The sequence below is a fragment of the Actinomycetota bacterium genome, assembly GCA_035759705.1.
Lineage (GTDB): Bacteria > Actinomycetota > CADDZG01 > JAHWKV01 > JAHWKV01 > JAJCYE01.
On the sequence record DASTUJ010000071.1, the window covers coordinates 18138 to 36844 of the forward strand.

The 18707-nt window shown below is 67.5% G+C and carries 18 protein-coding genes and 1 pseudogene; 13 read left to right on the forward strand and 6 right to left on the reverse strand.

Annotated elements, in window-relative coordinates; all coding sequences use genetic code 11:
• Window positions 1-12 precede the first annotated feature (12 nt).
• From folE to VFV09_04810, 4 genes are read left to right on the forward strand one after another with little or no spacing between them, the layout of a single operon-like run.
• The gene (gene folE, locus VFV09_04795; GenBank protein ID HEU4867031.1) at window positions 13-612 is read left to right on the forward strand and encodes a GTP cyclohydrolase I FolE; all 600 of its coding nucleotides are present in this window, start codon (window positions 13-15) and stop codon (window positions 610-612) included.
• Window positions 609-1022: a 6-carboxytetrahydropterin synthase gene (locus VFV09_04800; GenBank protein ID HEU4867032.1), complete on the forward strand. Its 414-nt coding sequence runs from the start codon at window positions 609-611 to the stop codon at window positions 1020-1022. Before folE ends, VFV09_04800 begins: the two co-directional genes overlap by 4 nt.
• Before the next feature lie 8 nt (window positions 1023-1030).
• Window positions 1031-1918 carry a CDP-alcohol phosphatidyltransferase family protein gene (locus VFV09_04805; protein HEU4867033.1) on the forward strand — a complete coding sequence of 296 codons (888 nt, stop codon included), beginning with the start codon at window positions 1031-1033 and terminating at the stop codon, window positions 1916-1918.
• The gene (locus VFV09_04810) at window positions 1915-2631 is read left to right on the forward strand and encodes an SDR family NAD(P)-dependent oxidoreductase (GenBank protein ID HEU4867034.1); all 717 of its coding nucleotides are present in this window, start codon (window positions 1915-1917) and stop codon (window positions 2629-2631) included. The genes VFV09_04805 and VFV09_04810 overlap by 4 nt, the downstream gene beginning before the upstream one ends.
• Before the next feature lie 5 nt (window positions 2632-2636).
• Here the strand turns inward: VFV09_04810 and VFV09_04815 are convergent, their stop codons facing one another.
• Window positions 2637-3767, reverse strand: a complete 1131-nt coding sequence (locus tag VFV09_04815) for a trypsin-like peptidase domain-containing protein (protein ID HEU4867035.1) — start codon at window positions 3765-3767, stop codon at window positions 2637-2639.
• A gap of 153 nt (window positions 3768-3920) precedes the next feature.
• Here VFV09_04815 and VFV09_04820 point away from each other — a divergent pair.
• A pseudogene (locus VFV09_04820) lies at window positions 3921-4637 on the forward strand (lysophospholipid acyltransferase family protein).
• Window positions 4638-4967: 330 nt separating this feature from the next.
• Here VFV09_04820 and VFV09_04825 read toward each other — a convergent pair.
• The 5 genes from VFV09_04825 to VFV09_04845 all read right to left on the reverse strand — a co-directional run bounded on the left by VFV09_04825 (window position 4968) and on the right by VFV09_04845 (window position 13238).
• Window positions 4968-5642: a hypothetical protein gene (locus VFV09_04825; GenBank protein HEU4867036.1), complete on the reverse strand. Its 675-nt coding sequence runs from the start codon at window positions 5640-5642 to the stop codon at window positions 4968-4970.
• A gap of 147 nt (window positions 5643-5789) precedes the next feature.
• Complete coding sequence (locus VFV09_04830) at window positions 5790-6545, reverse strand: deoxyribonuclease IV (GenBank protein ID HEU4867037.1); 756 nt, start codon at window positions 6543-6545, stop codon at window positions 5790-5792.
• Between the two features lie 25 nt (window positions 6546-6570).
• Entirely contained in the window at window positions 6571-9819 is a 3249-nt protein-coding gene (locus VFV09_04835) for an ATP-dependent DNA helicase (GenBank protein ID HEU4867038.1), read from the reverse strand.
• Window positions 9816-12719, reverse strand: a complete 2904-nt coding sequence (locus tag VFV09_04840) for an ATP-dependent DNA helicase (GenBank protein ID HEU4867039.1) — start codon at window positions 12717-12719, stop codon at window positions 9816-9818. Before VFV09_04840 ends, VFV09_04835 begins: the two co-directional genes overlap by 4 nt.
• A gap of 120 nt (window positions 12720-12839) precedes the next feature.
• Window positions 12840-13238 carry a LysM peptidoglycan-binding domain-containing protein gene (locus VFV09_04845; GenBank protein HEU4867040.1) on the reverse strand — a complete coding sequence of 133 codons (399 nt, stop codon included), beginning with the start codon at window positions 13236-13238 and terminating at the stop codon, window positions 12840-12842.
• Window positions 13239-13336: 98 nt separating this feature from the next.
• On the opposite strand from VFV09_04845, the gene lexA reads away from it, so the two are divergent.
• The 8 genes from lexA to VFV09_04885 all read left to right on the forward strand — a co-directional run.
• Window positions 13337-13999: a transcriptional repressor LexA gene (lexA, locus tag VFV09_04850; protein HEU4867041.1), complete on the forward strand. Its 663-nt coding sequence runs from the start codon at window positions 13337-13339 to the stop codon at window positions 13997-13999.
• A gap of 151 nt (window positions 14000-14150) precedes the next feature.
• A complete protein-coding gene (locus VFV09_04855) occupies window positions 14151-15287 on the forward strand; it encodes a hypothetical protein (GenBank protein ID HEU4867042.1) in 1137 nt (378 codons plus the stop codon).
• Between the two features lie 28 nt (window positions 15288-15315).
• Window positions 15316-15957, forward strand: coding sequence for a nucleotidyltransferase (locus VFV09_04860; GenBank protein ID HEU4867043.1), 642 nt, complete (start codon window positions 15316-15318; stop codon window positions 15955-15957).
• Complete coding sequence (locus VFV09_04865; protein ID HEU4867044.1) at window positions 15954-16199, forward strand: BON domain-containing protein; 246 nt, start codon at window positions 15954-15956, stop codon at window positions 16197-16199. Before VFV09_04860 ends, VFV09_04865 begins: the two co-directional genes overlap by 4 nt.
• Window positions 16196-16927 carry a metallophosphoesterase gene (locus tag VFV09_04870; protein ID HEU4867045.1) on the forward strand — a complete coding sequence of 244 codons (732 nt, stop codon included), beginning with the start codon at window positions 16196-16198 and terminating at the stop codon, window positions 16925-16927. Before VFV09_04865 ends, VFV09_04870 begins: the two co-directional genes overlap by 4 nt.
• A 90-nt stretch (window positions 16928-17017) precedes the next feature.
• Window positions 17018-18100 carry a polysaccharide deacetylase family protein gene (locus tag VFV09_04875; protein ID HEU4867046.1) on the forward strand — a complete coding sequence of 361 codons (1083 nt, stop codon included), beginning with the start codon at window positions 17018-17020 and terminating at the stop codon, window positions 18098-18100.
• Between the two features lie 64 nt (window positions 18101-18164).
• Window positions 18165-18488, forward strand: a complete 324-nt coding sequence (locus VFV09_04880; GenBank protein ID HEU4867047.1) for a hypothetical protein — start codon at window positions 18165-18167, stop codon at window positions 18486-18488.
• Window positions 18419-18707: hypothetical protein (locus VFV09_04885; protein HEU4867048.1), on the forward strand; the 289-nt coding region annotated here is incomplete at its 3' end. The genes VFV09_04880 and VFV09_04885, both read left to right, overlap by 70 nt.

Genomic DNA, 18707 nt, shown 5'->3' on the forward strand with positions numbered 1-18707 from the left:
CGCTGTGGTGCGATGAGCAAGAGCACTCATCGCTTGCTTCGCGCGGTCCCGGCGGGCCCCGGCATCGACATCGAAGCGGCCGAGGACGCCACCCGCAAGCTTCTCGAAGCCCTGGGGTACGACACCACCGACGAGGTGCTGGACGAGACGCCGCGCCGGGTCGCTGCGGCGTACGCCCAGATGCTCACGCCTATCGAGTTCGAGTTCACCACGTTCCCCAACGAGGGTTACGACGAGCTGATCCTGGCCCGCTCCATCCAGTTCCACTCGCTTTGTATGCACCACATGCTGCCGTTCGTGGGGGTGGCACACGTCGGTTACATCCCGGACGACCGCATCGTCGGCCTCTCCAAGCTCGCCCGGGTGGTGGAGCACTTCGCCCGCGACCTGCAGGTGCAGGAGCGGCTGACGGAGCAGATCGCCAACTGCCTGCAGGAGCACCTGAACCCCAAGGGCGTGGGGGTGGTCCTGGAGGCGGAGCACATGTGCATGTCGCTTCGTGGGGTCCAAAAGCCGGGCGCCCGCACGGTGACCTCTTCGCTGCACGGCGCGATCCGGGACGACGCCCGCACCCGGCAGGAGTTCATGGCGCTGGTCCGGGACGGAAGTTGACCGTCCTCGTCACCCGCCGGGAGAAGTTCAACGCCGGCCACCGGCTGTTCAACCCGGAGTACTCCGACGAGCAGAACCGCGAGGTCTTCGGCAAGTGCTCCAACCCGTCGGGCCACGGCCACAACTACACGCTCGAGGTGACAGTCGCCGGTGAGATCGACCCGGAGACCGGCTACGTCATGGACCTCAAGATCCTCTCGGACGTGATCCAGAAACGCATCATCGAGGACGTCGACCACCGCAACCTGAACGTCGACGTCGAGTGGATGCAGGGAAAGATCCCGACCGCCGAGAACATGGCCGACACCTTTTGGGAGCGCCTGGAGAGCCACCTGCCGGCCGGGTCGCTGTACCGGGTCGTCGTCAAGGAGACCGACAAGAACTGGGCCGAGCGCAGACGCACGGTCTAGCGTCGCCCATGAACTCTACCGCCGAGCCCGGCGAGGGCCACAAGATTCCCCGGGGTTACCGCTACCTGAACATCAGCACCCTCTGGATCCCCTACTACCGGCTGGTAATCCAGGCGTTCTACCGGCTCCACATCCGCCACGAGGTGGCGACGGCTCTGTCGATCGGCTGCGGGCTCACTGCAGCGTGGCTGATCGCCGGCCTTCCCGGCTCGGGCGCTTTCGTCGCGGCCGCGGTCCTGGTTCACCTGAAGGACGTCTTCGACGCAACCGACGGCGCGGTCGCACGCATGACCGGCACCGGGCACCGGTTCGGCAGGTTCCTGGACACCGTCGGCGACGGTGTGACCTTCACCGCCTGGATCGCCGCCTGCGCCTGGGTGATGGCGAAGGGGGGAACCGCCCCCTGGGCGGCGGCCGCCTGGGCCGTGGCCGGCTGGCTGTGCCTGTTCCTGCAGTGCTCCTACTTCAACTTCCACCACCTGCACTACGTCCGGATCGCCGGCGGTAGGTCGACGAGCCGGCTGGACGAGCGGGAGGCTCCCGTCGAGCCCGCCGACCGGGCCACCCGGTTCATGGCGGCCGTCTACCAGGGCTGGTTCGGCTGGCAGGACCGGCTGATCGCCAGGTTCGACAGGGCGCAGCGGACCTGGATCGGGTTCCCCGAGCGGGCCGAGGACCCCCGGTGCGACGCCTGGTACGCGGCTAAGCCGTTCATGGTCGCCAACTCGGCCCTGTGCTTCGGCACCCACACGTTCCTGCTGGTGGTCCTGCTGCTGGTCCGACGCCCCGAGTTGTTCGTGCCTTCGGTCGTGATCGGCATGACTGCGTATTGGGCGCTGATCCTCCTGGCCCGCCGGGCGGCGTTCCGCCGGTCGGGCGTCGGGGTGACGGCTTGAGCAGCTGGCTGGATGGCCGGGTCGGCGTTGTCACGGGAGCCAGCCGGGGCATCGGCCGGTCGACCGCCATCGCGCTGGCCGGGGCCGGGGCCCACGTCGTGGTGGCGTCGACCAACGAGCGGGCGATAGCCGGAGTCGAGGTGGAGATCACCGCGGCGGGAGGCAGAGCCACGGCGGTGGTATGCGACGTTTCGGACCCCGCTTCGGTCGACTCGCTGTTCGCCGCAGCGGCCGAGATCGGGCATGTCTCGGTCCTGGTCTGCTCGGCCGGGGTGACCGTCAAAGGTCCGTTCGAAGGCCTTACCGCAGCGCAGTGGCAGCGCAGCCTGGGCGTCAACCTGACCGGGACATTTCTCTGCTGCCAGAAGGCGTTCTCGGTGATGAAAGACCACGGCGGGGGCCGCATCATCACCATCGCCTCCCTGTCCGGCGTCTACGCCACCGAGAAGTTCCCCGGGCTGGTGGCGTACAACGCATCGAAGTACGGGGTGGTCGGGGTCACGGAGGCTCTCGCAGTGGAGGGCAAACCCCACAACATCGCGGCGGTGTGCATCAGCCCGGGGGCCGTCGACACCGAGATGCTGCGGGAAGCCGCTCCCCACCTGAAGCCGGGCCTGGGACCCGACGACGTCGGCAGGCTGATCACCGGCCTGCTGGGGCTGGACCTGCTCCCGGCAAGCGGCGCCAACCTGCCGCTGTTTTCGAACGAATAGGGTCCTTACTGCTCCTGAGGACGCTCGATCAGGGTTGCCGTCACGGTTCGTGAGTCCCCGCCGCGGTTGAAGGTGATCTCCACCTTGTCCCCCGGCTTCTTGGAGTTGATGACCTTGGAGACGTCGCCCGGGGCTACGGCCTCTTCTCCGTCGATCTCGGTGATGACGTCGTCCGCCTCAAGACCCGCCTGCGCCGCCGGCGACCCGGGGACCACCTCGACCAGCAGCACCCCTTCGTCCATGTCGATGTTCCTCTGGGATGCGATTGCCGGCGACAGCCCGACCATCTGAACCCCAAGGAACGGGTGGATGACCCGCCCGGTGGCGATCAGCTGCTCGACGATCGCCCGGGCCGGGGTGATCGCGATGGCGAACCCGATGTTCTGGGCGTCGCCCGCGATGGCCGTGTTGACCCCCACGACGTTGCCCGCCATGTCGGTCAGGGCGCCGCCGCTGTTGCCCGGATTGATGGCGGCGTCGGTCTGGATCAGGCTGTCGAGCACTGCGCCCTGGGTGCGGATGGACCGGTCCAACGCCGAGACGATCCCGGAGGTGACGGTCGGGCCGCCCCGGAGGCCGAGCGCCTGCCCGACGGCGACCACCGACTGGCCCACCACCAGGTCGTCCGAGTCGCCGAAGGACGCAACCTTCAGGTCGTCCGCATCGACCTTGATCACCGCCAGGTCGGTGTCGGTGTCCGCACCGACCAGCTCTGCCGTGCGCTCCTCGCCGTCGGTGAAGAGGACCCGGATCTCCCGGGCGTCCTCCACGACGTGCGCGTTCGTGAGGATGTGCCCGTCCTCGGAAGCGACAATTCCGGTTCCTGCGCCGCGGGTCGGGACGGTTTCGAAGAAGAAGTCGGTGGACAGCCCCTGCGTGAAGATCGCCACCACCGAAGGACTGACCTTCTCGACAACTGCAGGGATCGAGCCCTCCTCGGGCTCACGGGCCGGCTCGTCGCCGTCCTGCGCCCGGGGCAGGACCTCGGTGTCGTTTCCGTTACCGCCGCCGCCCGACTCGATCGTGCACTGCGTCAGCAGGCCTCCGGCAAGCAGTCCTGCCAGCAGCACCGCCAGCAGGAGAAGTGGGGAGCGCCTGCGGGCAGGTGCGGGCGCAGAGGGGCTTGGGTCAGTCATGCGAACTCCTTGAGTTTCAGTGCCGGGCGGCGCGTCCGGATCGGCGGTTTTGCCGAGCTTTAGTTGCCCATTATTGGATAGGCCACACGTAAGAAGCATCCAAGGGCGGGGTTAGAACTGCGTAAGAGTCAAAGGTCACCTAGTATTCAGGCCGTGAAGGAGCCCGTTTACCCCGCAGTCATTCGCCTGGCGAAAACCCTCCAGCTCTCAATGGGCTGGAAGGTGACGATCACCGGCGCCGAGAACGTCCCCACCGAGGGCCCGGCGATCCTGGCGATCAACCACGCCGGTTACCTGGACTTCGTCTTCTCCGCATGGGCCTGCGTCTTCGAGCGCAAACGCTGGGTTCGGTTCCTCGCCAAAAAGGAGGTGTTCGACAACGGCGTCGCCGGTCCCCTGATGCGGGGAATGCGGCACATCCCGGTCGACCGCCACAAGGATCCCGCGCGGGCCCTGGATCTCGCGGTCGAGGCCCTACGCCGGGGAGAGGTGGTCGGGACGTTTCCCGAGGCCACCATCAACCGTTCGTTCGTCCCGTCCAAGGGCAAAACCGGAACGGTGCGCATGGCGCAGGCCAGCGGAGCACCCATTCTGCCGGTCGCCGTGTGGGGGTCGCACCGGATCATGACCAAAGGCCGCCCCCGGAACATGCAGCGGGGGGTGGCGATCCTGGTGAAGATCGGCCCGCCGCTCGAGCTCAGCGCCGGCGACGACCCCCGGGAGGCCACCGAACGCCTGATGAAGGCGATCACTGCGCAACTCGAGGAGGCCCAGCAGGAGTACCCACAGAAGCCGGCGGGGGACGACGACCGCTGGTGGCTGCCCGCCCACCTTGGTGGCACCGCCCCCACTCCCGAGGAGGCCGAGGTGTTCATGGCCGAGGAGAGGGCCCGCAAAGCGGCCAAGGCGGGCGTTCGCCCGGCCGAGGCCGTGGTTGCCGACGCCGCAGTCTCCTCAGCGGGGCGCGGCGAGGCCGAGGTGCCCGTACCGGACGAACCTTCGCAGTCCCAGACAGCCGAACAGCAGTAAGCCTCTCGCCGGCCTAGTCCGAGCGTTCTAGACCTCACCCACTTACGGCATCGACGCCTTGCCGCCGCATTGCCCAAACGCACATCCCGCCAACGACAAAGCCCCCGCTCGCAAGCGGGGGCTTTGTTTGCTCTGGGCCGGTGATTCCCCGGCTAAAGCTGTCCGAAGCTGTTAGCAGTCGTTGTTGTTGTCGGCATCGGCACAAACTTCGCCGCTGTCGCCGGTGTCGCCGCTGGCGCCGGAACGTCCGCCGTTGCCGGCGTTGCCCGAGTCTCCGCCAACGCCGCCGTCGCCGCCGTCGCCGGTGTCGGCTTCTCCGCCGTCGCCGTCGCCGCCTGCGCCGCCGGTGCCGTCGCCGCCGCCTGCGCCGTTGCAGCCTGCGGAGTCGCCATCGCTGGCGCTGCCGTCACATGCACCGTCGCCGCCTGCGCCGCCTGCGCCACCGCCGCCGTCGCCGCCACCGGTGGTTGCGCCCGAGTAGTCGCCGCTGCCGCCGGCTGCTCCGCCGCCGCCGCCTGCGCCACCGTTACCGCCGCCTGAACCGCCGTCGCCGCCGGCGCCTGCGCCGCCGCCGCCGCCGTTACCGCTGCCGCCGGTCGCCCAGCCGGAACCTGCACCGTCGCCGCCGGCTCCACCTTCGCCGGAATCGCCGCCTGCGCCGCCGGCGCCCGTGTCGCCGCTGTCGCCGGTGTCGCCGCTGACGAGGTCAAATGCCTGCTCGCAACCGGTTTCGTCCTGTCCCGGGCCGTTTGCGTCACAGTTGTTCTCTGCAGCCGCGGTCGGGATCAGCATTGCTGCGACCATCGCGCTGACTAGGAGTGAGATAAGCCCCTTCTTAAGCTTCAACGTCTACCTCCGATTCGTTGTTGGACCATTTGGCCATGCGGCCGAAATTCTCTAAAACAGAAAAACTGCACTACAGACCCACTCTATGTAATCGCCCGTAGGTAAGGCAATCGAATGGGGGTAAGTTCTTGCTGCGGGCGGATTGTTTTATTGCGCCAGCCCCGCGCGGACCCACTCCAGATCCTCGACGACGCCCGGCCAGGGCGTCTCCAGAATCAGGACCGGCGCCTTGGAGGCGTCGATCATCGCCCGGATGACCTCGGGATCCATCTTGCCCTTGCCTATGTTGGCGTGGCGGTCGGCGCCGGTGCCCGGATTGTCCCGGGAGTCGTTGCAGTGGAGCACGTCGATGGTCCCCACGACCTTGAGCACCCTCTCGACGACGTCCACCAGGTCCTCCCCTGCCGCATGGGCGTGGCAGGTGTCGAAGCAGAAGCCGACCTCAAAGCCTTCGAGCTTCTCCCAGAGCCGTGCGATCTGGTCGACGTAACGGGCAACTGCGTTGTCGCCCCCCGCCGTGTTCTCGATCAGAACCCGGGCCGGGAACTGACGTTCCTCGAAGACCTTCCACCACCGGACAAACCCTTCCTCCACGTTGTCCTCGGCGTGGCCCCCGTGAACTATCACCCCGGCCGCTCCGATGGCCGCCGCAGCGTCCACGGTCTGGGCCAGGGTCTTGCGGGAGGGCACCCGGATGCGGGGCGAAGGGTGGCAGGGGTTCAGCCGGTAGGGAGCGTGGACGTAGATCGGCACCCCGCTCGCCTTCAATTCTTCGGCGTCCGGCCTCGGGTCCGGCTTGGAGAAGCTCTGCGGATCCCCCAGGAACATCTGGACGGCGTCCAGGCCCATGGCCTTCGCGTCGCCGAGCGGGTCCTCCTGCCCTACGTGTGCGCCTATCAGCATGAAAGGAAGACTATCCCGTGCGCAGTCAAAGCGACCCGGACAGCCGGGCGGAGAGTCGGTCCAGTGCGGCGTCTATCTCCCCCACCTCGATCTCCCGGGACAGCGACTCGCCGCTCGACAGGTAGGCGTAAGTCAGCCGCAGGGTCTCGCCCAGCGGGATGTTCAACTTCCTTAATGCGGCGGCGTAGACCGTCAGCTGGTCCAGGTCCGGGTGTTCGGAACGGTCGCCGGTCTTGAAGTCGACGATCTCCAACCCGCCGTCCGGGTTTTCGTAGACGGCGTCCATACGCCCCCTCACCAGCTGGTCCCCGACCTTCAGGACAAACCGCAGCTCCGCCATCGGCTCACCTCCGGGGAGCGTGGCGAGGGTACGGGATGAGTACCTCTCCTCCCACGCCGCCTTCAGCATTGCGAGCCGGCCGGCATCCACGTGTGAACCTGCGGCGTCAAGACCTTCCTCGTCGGCCAGTCCGGTTAGGCCGCGAGCCCGCTCCTCGATCCAGCGGTGGATCTCCACACCGATCCGCGCCGCTCCCGAGGGCCGCTGGGGAAGGGGCCGGGAAAGCTGGCGGTCGGTGATCCGACCCGCTGCCAGGGCCACCGCCTGGCTTGCGGTCAACGAGAAGCTTTTTTCCTCGGTATTTACAAACCGCGCCTCCTCCTCGGCGCCTGATCCCAGAGCGGCAATCGTGCGGCGGTGGTCGGCAAGGATCCTCTCGGCGGCGGCCCGCTCCTCGGAGTCCAGGGCCTCGAACAGCTCGTCTGGGGTGCGCCGGCCCGCGAGGAGATCCTCCAGCGCATCCACCGGCCCGTGCGGGAAGGCCGGGGTGGACTCGAACAGGTTGCGCACCACCGGGGGCCACACGGCTCGAGCCTGCAGCTCGGCCATCAACGGGCTTTCGTCCGGCTGCTCCGCCGTGACCAGGTTTTCGACCGCGTCGAGAGCGGCAACCTCTTCGAAGAAGATCGATGGACCGTGCGGCCTGCGCTGGCGCTCGTACCACCAGGACGCCGTCACGTAGAGACGCTGCCGGGCCCTGGTGAGGGCAACGTAGTACAGCCGGCGCTCGTCCTCGACCGCTCGCTCCTTCAGCTCACGGGTGAACTGGGCCTTCTTCTTGAGAACCGCGTTGCCCTTGGCGTCCTCGGTAAGGGGGTTCGGCAGGTGCTGGGCGTCCTCCCGGACACCGTACGGAAGCTGGCCGTAGCTGATCATCGGGTTGGAGGCCCGCTCGTCCGGAAAGATCGAGTACACCTTCTCCTGTTTTGCGTTCTCCGAAGCGGCGACCCCGGGGACGAAGACCACCTCGAACTCCAGCCCCTTGGCGCCGTGGACGGTGGTGAGCTTGACCGAGTCGTCGGCCGGCGTCACCTCCAGCTCCATGGTGTCCTCGGCGTCCTCGGCGGCATCGAGGTACTCGAGGAACTCGGCCAGCGAAGGCTCCCCCGAGATCGGTGCGAAGTTGGCGACCAGGCTCACGAACTGGCGCAGGTTGCCCATCGAGGCCGCAGCGTCCTGCCTCGGGCTGGCGGCCAGGGCGTCGGCGATGCCGGTGAGGCTTACGATCCGCTGGACCAGGTCCAGCAGCGGCGCGCCGGCGTCGGCCCGAAGCTCCCAGAGCTCGGATCGCATGCGCAGCAGGCGCTCCAGCACGTCCGGGGGAAGTTCGGGGATCAGCTCGAGGTGGTCCAGGGCCTCGACCAGCGAGAACGCCACCTCGTCCGGCTCGAAGTCGGTTTCGTCCGGGACGGCGATCCCTTCGGCGTGGGGAAGCTCCTTCTTTTTGGTCTCGGCCAGGTCCCGGGTCCGCCCGGCGGCCCAGCGAGCGAGCACCGCCAGGTCCCGGTAGTGGATACGGAAACGGGGGCCCAGGAGGATCCGGGCCAGCCACCGGTTGCTCGAGGGGCCCGGTTCGGCCACCAGACGAAGCCAGGAGACCGTGTCCATGACTTCCGGCACCTGGAGCAGCCCGCCCAGCCCGGCGACCTCTACAGGGATCTCATGGTCCTTGAGGACCGAATAAAGAATGCCCATGTGGGACTTGCGCCGGACCAGGACGGCGAAGTCCTTCCAGCCGGTGACCGGCCGGCCGGGCGCCACAGCCTTTCCGTGGAACTTCAGGATCTCCCCGGCGATGAACTCGGCCTCGGCCCGCTGGTCGGAGAGCAGCGCGGTTCCCACGAACCCCTCCCCGTTGGAGGGCACGGATGCCAGCGGCTGCCCGGGGCGGCGATCCGGGGCGACCCGGTCGATGACTGCGTTGGCGACCTCGACCACCCGCGACCCGCTCCGGAAGTTGTCCGACAGGGACAGGTACCGATGGGACTCGCCGCCGGCCCGCAGGAAGTGCTTGAGCGGGAAGTCGATCAGGTTGAACAACGTGGACCCGCGCCACTGGAAGATGTTCTGCCGGGCGTCGCCCACCGCCGTCACGTTGCTGCCGTGCGGCGCAAGCGCCTGCATCATCCGCCGCTGGGCGACGTTGGTGTCCTGGTACTCGTCCAGCAGGATGGCCGGGTACCGCTGCCGGAGCCCCTCGGCCACCGACTCCCACGTCTCCAGGATCTCCACCGCCTTGGTCACCTGGTCCCCGAAGTCCATACACCGCCGTCTGCGCTTCAGGTCCTGGTAGGCCCGTACCACCCGGGCGAGCTCTGAGCGGCGCCCCGAGTTCAGCAGGACGTCTCGTTCGTACGCGGCCTCCCGCTCGATGATCCGCCGGTCCTCCGCCGCCACCTGCTCCGGCGTGACGTAGTTGTTGGCGCACTGGTCGGCCAGCCCAAGGGCCATCTTGGTCAAAGAGGCGATGGAACGGGAGTCGATCGCGTCGAACGGCTCCACGTGGTTCAGCGACTCGGCAAGCAGCTGCCAGGTCTGCGCCTGCGAGAGCAGCGAGGACTCGGGGTCGACCCCCACCCGGACCCCCTCCTGGCGCACGATCCGGTCGGCGAACGAGTTGTAGGTGGACACGGTGGGGAGCTCGGTGGGCGGCGGGTCCATGCTGGCGAAGGCGAGCTCGATCCGCTCCTCGAGCTCCCGGGCCGCCTTGTTGGTGAAGGTCAGGCCGAGGATCTGCGACGGCCGGGCTATCCCCTCCTCGACCATCCACACCATGCGGGCGGCCATGATGGCGGTCTTGCCGCTGCCGGCGCCGGCGATGATGGCCAGCGGCTCGGGCGGGTGGGAGATTGCTCGCCACTGCTCGTCGGTGGGGTCGTTGCCCCGCATCGCCGCCCTGACCGCGGTGCTCGCACCTGCCAGCCTGAGGGTCATACGCCCACCTCCTGGCCGTCCGGGTAAAGCGGGCACAGGGGCCGCATCTTGCAGAAGTGGCAGTCGGCGCCCGGGCTGGGCCGGAAGTCCTCGGTGCGCACGGCGGCGATGATGTCGGGCAGCTTGGCGATGACCTTCTCGGCCTGCTCCGCGTTCTGGGTGAGCACCTGGTGCGACCCGTCCCGGCTGTAGGCGCCCGGGTAGACCAGCCGGGCCAGCTGGGGCTCCCCGAGGTCCTTCAGGTTCTCGTCCATCTTGGCGGCCAGGTGGTAGATGGCCAGCTGCAGGGAGCTCTGCGCCTCGACGTAGCTGGGCGCCCACTTGGCGGTTTTGTAGTCCGTGAGGATCACCGCCTTGCCCTTGTTCTTAAGGTCCATCCGGTCGATCCGCCCCCGAAGGACCGCCCCGGCGTAAGGGAAGGAGAACTGCCGCTCGGAGACGACGTTCGGTCCCGAGGCAGCCTCGTTCTCGTAGAACACCTTGAGCATCTTCAGCCCGTCCCGGTGGAACTGCCGGGCGATGGTGGAGTTGGGGAAGATCGTCTCGTCGAAGATCTTGGCGTACTCGGCCTGCAGGGTCCCCGGGTCCGAGATCCGGCCCTCGTGCCAGGCCTCGAACAGGGCGTGGATCCAGGTCCCGAACTTCATCGAGTAGGTGGACGCCGGGTCCAGGCCGAGCACCGACTGCAGCACGTACTGCAACCCGCAGTTCTCGAAGACGCTGAGCCGGGAGTAGGAGGTGCGAAGCTCCCCGTCGACCAGGGGATTCGCCCCGGCGGTCCAGCCGGCCCGGCCGTACCAGCCCGACGGGTCCGTCCCCGGGATCTCCGCCAGCGCGACAACGGCAGCTACTTTTTCGGCCTGGCTCGTGCTCCGGGTGGCGAGGCGCCGGCGCAGGTTGGCCGACAGCTCGGAATGGGTGAGAGGCGGGAGCTCCCCGGGAGGGGCCAGGGCGGGGGCTTCGCCCGAAAGCTCGATCAAAAAGCGGCTGGGCTTCGATCGCCCGCCGTTGGGCGGCGCGGCGGTGAAGATCGCCCGCTTCCGCGCCCGGGAAGCGGCCACGTAGAAGGTCCTGCGGTCCTCTGAGACCGCCGCCAGCTCGCGGTTGACCGCATCCGGCATCTGAAGCAGGTACGGGTCGAACAGTCCCTGGGCCCGGTGGCCCTTTGGGATCCAGGCGTCCAGGCAGCCTGCGACAACCACCACGTCCCACTCCCGGCCCTTGGCGCCGTGGAAGGTGGAGATGGCCACGCCCTGTGCCCGGCGGGCCGACGGAGCCAGCCAGGGGTCCGCCCCGAAGTCGGCTCTAGCCGCCTCGTTCAGGTACTCGCCGATCGACCCGGCGCCCCGCCGGCGCTCGACGAAGCGCTCCAGGCCGTGGCTGAACGCCACCAGGGCGTCGATAGCTGCGTTCGCCGGGTCCAGCGGGTCGGCCAGAGCCCGCTCCTGGAGGCCCTGGTAGTACTTGGACTGCGAATACACCTGCCAGAAGCACTCGTCGGCCTGGCCCTGGAACTCCCGGACCAACTCCGAGAGCTTGGTGAGCTCCCCGGCTTCCGGGGCTTCGGAGACGACCTCCTCCAGAGTGCGGCGGGTGCGCCAGGCGTCCCTCTCGAACCCGCGGCGGGTGGGGTAGTCGAGGCCCACCAGCGGGCAGGTAAGCAGGTCCGGGAGCAGGCGGGGCGTCGCCTCGCCCAGGGTGACCCGTACCAGGTCCAGGAAACACTTGACGACGGGCTCCAGCGCCAGCGGCCGGTCCCCCTGCATCGGCTGATAGGGGACGTCGCACTGCTCGAGCGCCCTCTGCAGCGGCGTAAGCAGGTAGCGGGGCTGCGACACCAGAACGGCCATGTCCGACCACGCCACCTTGTCCAGAACGTGCATGCGCCGGAGCTCCCGGGCGATCGAGGAGGCCTCCTCCACCGTCGACAGGTACTGCCGGCACTCGAACTCGGTTGGGTGGCCGGCAGGGACGGTGGGGCGGTGGGTGGCCAGCTCGTCGTTGTGCCGGATCAATTTCCCCAGCGCCGCCGCCAGCGGCGCCCCGACCCTGCGGTTTTCGTTCAGAACAACGGTGCGGTGCTCGCCGAACGACTTCCGGAACCCGAAGAGCCAGTCCGGCTGCGCTCCCCGGTAGGTCTCGATCCCGCTGTCCGGGTCCCCGGCAACCACCAGGTTGGCGGTCTGCAGGTGCCCGAGCAGCGCGAGGTGGGCCTGGCCCATGTCCTGCCCGTCGTCGACCATCACGTGCGGGAAGCGCTCGCGAAGAGCCGCCGCGACCGAAGGGTCCTGCTCCAGCAGGCGGACGGCCGATGAAATCATCTGCGCGTAGTCCATCCGGGAGCGGTTCCTGAGGTGGGCCCGGTAGACGTCGACAAACGCGACGACCTCCGACCAGTCCGGCTTGGTCCTGGTCAGGGCGGTCAGGCTTTCCGACGAGTGCAGGTCCTGCTCGACCCTCAGGCAGAAGTCGGCCACCTCATCGGCAAACGCCCGCTCCTTTAGCCGCTCGCCCCAGTGCGGCCAGCGGGCCGGGTCCTCGGACTCCAGAAGCTCGCGCACCGCTCCCCACTGCTCGGGGGCGGTCAACAGGACCGGGGGCTCCGAGAATCCGAGGACCGGGTAGTAGCGGGTGACCAGGTGGTAGGCAAGGGCGTGCCAGGTGTAGACGGGGACCTCCACCGACGCCTCGTGCGGAAGGAGGCGCACAATCCGCTCCCGGGCCTTCATGGAGTAGCTGCGGTTGCTGCAGAGCAGCAGCATGCGATGCGGGTCCACTCCCCCGGCGGTGGCCAGGTGAAGGTAACGCTCCTCCACCAGGCGGGTCTTGCCCGTTCCCGGACTGCCCAGCACAAGCAGAGGCGTGCCGGTATGAGAAAGCACTTCCTCCCGTGGAGTCACCGAAGACATCCTTTGTTCGACTGGGGGAAGTGGGCTAAGGGTTTTCATCTTAGAACCCAACCTACTCCGCGGGTATGACAGAACTTCCGGCCGGCGCCCGAACAGGCACGAAAATAACGGTTACGGAAGGATCAGGGTCTGCCCCGGGAAGACTTGCGGTGACGAGAGGCGGTTGATCTCCAGCAGGTCGTCGACGTACGCCCGCGGGTCCCCTCCGTCGCCGTACTCTCCGGCGACCGCCCACAAGGTCTCCCCTGATTCGACTACGTGGGTGCGGGGCTCGGAGACACTGGAGACCACCGAAACCATCCGCGGAACCAGCAGCATGGCCACCGTTGCGAGAACGATGAGGAAAAGCGCAATGCGCCCGGGCACCAGCCGAAGCTGGGGAGCAGGAGGCGCAATCGCTCCCGCCGTGGCCGGAACCCGCCAGCCTCCGGCTCCCGAAGGTGCGCACCCGGCCGAGGAAGGCCGGCCGTAAACGGCTGAGGTCGTTGACTTCGAACGTGTGTTCTGCATAATTGGGATGGTAGTGAGAACATGTGTTCGAGTCAAGCACCGATCGAACATATGTTTGTCCCGGGTCAGATGGCCCGCACGGCGGAAGGGACCTGTTGATGGAGAAGACTTTGGACGGAACCGATCTGACCCTCAAACAGAGGGCCATCCTGGACTTCATCGTGGCGACGGTGGAGACCCGCGGCTTTCCGCCTGCGGTGAGAGAGATCTGCGAGGCGGTGGGGCTCAGCTCCCCCAGCACGGTGCACGCCCACCTCGGCAGCCTGGAGGACCGCGGCTACATCCGCCGGGACCCCACCAAGCCCCGGGCAATCGACGTCCGCTGGGGCCGCCACTCTCAGGCAGCGCCGGCGCCTGTCGAGGACCGGTCGGTGACTGACCTGCCGATCTACGGGTCGATCGCCGCCGGGCCCACCTCGCTGGCCGAACAGAACCTCGAAGGGACCCTCCCGTTCCCGAAGGACTTCATCTCCGACACAAACCACTTCGTGCTCACCGTCAAGGGAGAGAGCATGATCGACGCGGGTATTCTGGATGGCGACCTGGTAGTCATCCGAGCACAGTCGGATGCGTCGAACGGCGACATCGTCGCTGCCCAGGTTTTTGGGGAGACAGGCGAAGCTGAGGCAACCATCAAACGGTTCCGGAGAGAGGGAGGCAGGATCCTTCTGGTTCCGGCCAACCCCACCATGGAGCCCATCCCGGCTCCGGCCGACCTCAAGATCCTCGGCAAAGCAGTCGCGCTGGTCCGTCGTATCTGAATCACCCCGTTCGGGGAGATTCCGCTTCCCGGTAGCTCTTTTCGCCCTGCTGTTCCTTCTGGGCGCCTGCTTCAGCCCGACCGCAGTCGTTCCCAAAAAGGATTCGGTCTCGGACCGGCTGGAGGAGTTCCTCGACCAACGCGTCGAGCTCTTGAAGGCCAAGGACATCCAGGGCTTTTTGGAGCCCTCAACCCCCGCCGCCCAGGAGTTCGAACGGCCCATCGCCATCGGCGCCGTGGCGGTCCCGCTGACCGGGCTGGACATGCGCCTGGACCGGGGCGCACTCCAGGAACAGGGAGATTCGCTGACCGGGGTCCGCGTGGACCTGGTCTACCGGTACGAAGGCCTGCCGGACGACAACTCCTTCCGCATCACCCTCAACTACGACTTCGCCGAGGTCGACGGCAAGTGGAGCGTTAGAGCCGCTCGCATGAAGCCCGGCGCCTCGCTGCCGGTCTGGGCCTCCGGTCCGATCCAGACCAAGCAGTCCGAGCACTTCCTGGCGCTGTACCGTCCCGAGCTGACCGACCCCGACCGCATCCTCCGTGAAGCCGAGGAGGCCCGCTCCCAGCTCGACGGCAAGATCACCTTCCCGCTCGAGGACAAGTACGTGATCCTGGTCGCCCGTGACGACGCCGAATACCAGACGATGTCGAGCGCCATGCTCGGCCCGGTGTCGGCGATTGCCCAGGTCGAGACGTCCTACGAAGTGACGCCCAACACCATCCGGGTGCTCAGCCGCCAGATGGTGATCAACGCAAAGAAGCTGCACGAGGACGGCACGGCGCTGGAGACGCTGCGCCACGAGCTCGGCCACCTGGCGGTCGCCCAGTACACCCGGCCCTTCACGCCGGCCTGGGTGAGCGAGTCGGCTGCGATGTACCTGGCCGGCACCCGTCCGGAGTCGATATGGCGCAACGGCCTCAGCCGGAACCGGTTCGACGGCATCAACATCGAGCGGCTGACCAGGGCCTCCAACCTGGGCGAGCACGACTCCAGCCGGGAGGGCGCCTCCCTGGAGTACGCCTACTCGGCCGCCGCCGCCTGGTACCTGGTGGAGACCTTCGGGGCCGAGAGGTACTGGGAGTTCTACCGTTCATACGCCGATGTGCCGGCCAGGGACCTCTACGAACGGCTGCCGGAAAACGCCGGGGCGCCCGGGGGTGAGCAGGCGATCGAGGGGCTGGCCGTCACCACCACCGGCGGGTCGCTGCACCAGCTTTTCGCCCTGGACCAGGGAACCCTCGACCAGGCGATCCGCTCCTGGATGCAGTCCCAGGTCGCTTAATAGCCGGATAACCGGGTAAAACCGGTCAATGCGAGTAGTCCAATCCAAGTCCCGCACGCACGATGCGGACCCCGATCGGGATGAGAGTTTCCGCCGCGTCCTGGCGGAGTCCATCGAGATCACCGAGAACAACGGCGTCCAGTACCTGGTCGGCGGGAGCCTGGCCTCCCTCACCTGGGGCCGCCCGAGCCGGACCGGCGACGTCGACCTGATCATCGACCCCCGCTCGGCCAAACCACTTTTGAAGGCGTTCGGGGAGGCCGGTTACCAGACCGAGGAGACCTTCCCCCAGTGGCTGTTCAAAGCCCGCAAGGACAAGATCACGGTCGACCTGATCTTCGAGATGGCGGGACCGCTCTATCTCGAGCCGCAGATGCTGGAGCGGGGAACCGTCGTGGAGATCCTCGGCACCAAGGTGCAGATGATCAGTCCGGAGGACTTCATCGTCAGTCAGGCAATGGCGTTCAAGGAGGACACCGCGGTCTACTGGTTCAACGCCTTCGGCGTGATCGCCCGGCAGGACCTGGACTGGGACTACCTCGTGGAGATGGCCCAGCGCGGCCCCCGGATGTTCCTCTCGATGCTCCTCCTGGCCCAGGCCAAGGACCTCCCGGTCCCCGACTCCGTCATCCGCCGCATCTTCGCCGGGGCGTTCCCCGAGCACGAGTGAGCTGCTCCGAGTACGACGCCGCCAAACTGTGCGACGCGCTGGCGCGCGACGACCGCACCGGTGAGCTCGGGATCGACGTCAGCATCACCGGGGGCAAGGTGTTCCTGCACGGCAAGGTTTCGACCCCCGACCGGCGGGACGCCATCGCCGAGGTGGCCGCCGAGTTCCTGCCCCACTGCACGGTCGTCAACGAAGTGACGGTTACGGAGCTGGCAGACCCGAACGTGGAGATGCTGCCGTGATCCGGATCGCGGCGGTGGGCGACGTCCACTTCGGCCACGACAGCGCCGGCACGATGCGCCCGCACCTGGAGACCATCGGCGAGCAGGCCGACGTGCTTCTCATAGCCGGGGACCTCACCCGCCACGGGCTGGCGGAGGAGGCCGCGGTGCTGGCCAAAGAGCTGCGAGACGTCAGCATCCCGGTGATCTCGATCCTCGGGAACCACGACTACCACTGCGACGAACAGGACGAGATCCGCAAGCTGCTCGAGGAGGCCGGGGTGACCGTGCTGGAGGGTGAGTCGAGCGTCCTGCAGATCGGCAGTTGCACGCTGGGGGTCGTCGGCACCAAGGGGTTCGGAGGGGGCTTCGCCGGCGCGTGCGGGAGCGACTTCGGCGAGCCGGAGATGAAAGCCTTCATACGTCACACCAAAGCGCTTTCCGACCGGATCTTCAAAGAGCTGTCTTCACTGGACACCGACTACAAGGTGGTTCTGCTGCACTACTCGCCGGTGGAGGACACCCTGGTCGGGGAGCGGCTGGAGATCTACCCGTTCCTCGGGAGCTACCTGATGGCGGAGGCGATCGACTCGGCAGGCGCCGACCTGGCCATCCACGGCCACGCCCACGGGGGCAGCGAGAAGGGCCTGACCGCCAAGGGAATCGACGTGCGCAACGTCGCCCAGCCCATGCTCGGGCGCCCGTACACCGTGTACTGCCTGGGGTCGAAAGTCCTAGGAAAGACCTAAAATGGTGACCTGACGGTGGGACACTTCTAGTCCCCCGGATACCCGCATCCCGGGTCGGTAACAGCGCCTTCTCGAAATCTAGGATCGCCCATGGCCCACGTGATGCATCGAACAACGCCCCGGCGCCTGAAGCGTTGGGGCCGATCTCTGGCGCTGCTCGGCGCCGCACTTGCGATCTTTGCGACGGCCGGGACCCGCCAGTCGGTAGCCGTGCAGGTCAACGGCCGAACCGTGTCGGTCTTCGACCGGACGCCGGTCGACGAGGCGCTGGGCCTGGCCGGGGTAGACGTGAAGGACGGGGCGCTCTACTCGGCCGGACAGGGGTTGCTGCTGGAGCGCAACTTCAACCCGCCGGGCCTCTGGGTTAACGGCGATCCGGCCAACCGGTCGACCGAGCTTAGAGCCAACGACCAGGTGAGGGCGGAGAACGGCCCCGACGCCTGGGAGAAGGTCGAGGTCGAGAAGGTGGTCATTCCGTCCGGCCTCCCCGAGGTTGAGCACCGCCTGTGGAACCCGGGGCAAAACGGCATGGACGAGGTGGCGAAGGGCTCGCGGAGCGGAGAGGTGATCTCCAGAACCAACACGGTGGCGATGGTGCCGGCGGCCCCGGAGGCGGCCCCCGTGGTGGCGCTCACCTTCGACGACGGCCCCGACCCCCGCTGGACGGTGCCGATTCTCGAAAACCTGAAGCGAGAGGGCATCAAGGCGACATTCTGCGTGGTCGGAAGGCAGGCCAGGAAGTACCCGGAGTTGATCGCCCTGATCGTCGCCGAGGGCCACATGCTCTGCGACCACACCGAGACCCACCCGGAGGGGTTGAAGAGCAAACCCCGGGCGGAGATCGACCTGGAGGTCGGCTCCCCGTCGTTCTACCTCCGGTCGCTGTCGGGCGTGGCCCCCGGCTTCTTCCGGGCGCCGGGGGGGTCGATCAACGACAAGGTGATAACGGCCGCTACCTCCCGGAACATGCGGATGTTGGGCTGGTCGGTGGACCCCCGCGACTTCAAAGGTCCCTCGCCGGAGGAGATCCAGCAGCGGGTGATGGAGGAGGTGAAGCCCGGCTCGGTGATCCTGCTTCACGACGGGGGAGGCATCCGCTCGAAGACGGTGGCGGCGCTTCCGGGCCTGATCACCCAGTTGAAGGCTGCGGGATACGGGTTCCGGACGCCTTAGAAAATTCTTCGAAGGTTCCCCATCAAGCCGTTTTCTGTCACCCCTGGTCACTACCATCGAGCACATGTTCGAAAGGTTGGAGAACATCCTCAGCCAGTTGCAGGCCTTCGTCGAGGGCTTCGACGCCTCGGGCCTGGACCGGGCCCAGTCCCTGGAGCTGTACGAGAGGCTTTGTGTCGGCGAGAGGATGATGCACGCGGCCAAGGCGCTGGCCGGAAAGCAGCTGGCGGACTGCAGGGCCTGGTACGAGACCGGTTACAAATCAACCGCTCACTTCATGGCCGCGACTGCCGGCACCACATCTCGCACCAGTGCCACATGCTCGAGGTCGCCGACCTGCTCCCCGGGCTACCCGAGACCGACAAGGCCTTCCGCTCCGGAGCGCTGACCGAAGAAGAGGTCATCGACCTGGCCTTTGCGGCCGCCTTGGACCCGGAGTCGGAGGAGGGTCTGCTGGTCCTGGCCGAGGCCGCCTCGCTCGAGGAGTTCCGGGCCGAGTGCGCCCGGGTCCGCCACGCCGCCTCCTCCGAGGCGCAGCGTCACGAAAGGGCCCACAAGCGCCGCTACCTAAAGCACTGGATCGACCTCGACGGTGCCTTTCGCCTCT

What these genes read in the sequence shown, in the direction of transcription:
- VFV09_04805 (HEU4867033.1), top strand. Translation starts at nt 1,031, where the DNA reads ATGAACTCTACCGCCGAGCCCGGCGAGGGCCACAAGATTCCCCGGGGT.
- VFV09_04815 (HEU4867035.1), bottom strand. Translation starts at nt 3,767, where the DNA reads ATGACTGACCCAAGCCCCTCTGCGCCCGCACCTGCCCGCAGGCGCTCC.
- folE (HEU4867031.1), top strand. Translation starts at nt 13, where the DNA reads ATGAGCAAGAGCACTCATCGCTTGCTTCGCGCGGTCCCGGCGGGCCCC.
- lexA (HEU4867041.1), top strand. Translation starts at nt 13,337, where the DNA reads ATGGAGAAGACTTTGGACGGAACCGATCTGACCCTCAAACAGAGGGCC.
- VFV09_04830 (HEU4867037.1), bottom strand. Translation starts at nt 6,545, where the DNA reads ATGCTGATAGGCGCACACGTAGGGCAGGAGGACCCGCTCGGCGACGCG.
- VFV09_04845 (HEU4867040.1), bottom strand. Translation starts at nt 13,238, where the DNA reads ATGCAGAACACACGTTCGAAGTCAACGACCTCAGCCGTTTACGGCCGG.
- VFV09_04880 (HEU4867047.1), top strand. Translation starts at nt 18,165, where the DNA reads ATGTTCGAAAGGTTGGAGAACATCCTCAGCCAGTTGCAGGCCTTCGTC.
- VFV09_04875 (HEU4867046.1), top strand. Translation starts at nt 17,018, where the DNA reads ATGGCCCACGTGATGCATCGAACAACGCCCCGGCGCCTGAAGCGTTGG.
- VFV09_04860 (HEU4867043.1), top strand. Translation starts at nt 15,316, where the DNA reads ATGCGAGTAGTCCAATCCAAGTCCCGCACGCACGATGCGGACCCCGAT.
- VFV09_04835 (HEU4867038.1), bottom strand. Translation starts at nt 9,819, where the DNA reads ATGACCCTCAGGCTGGCAGGTGCGAGCACCGCGGTCAGGGCGGCGATG.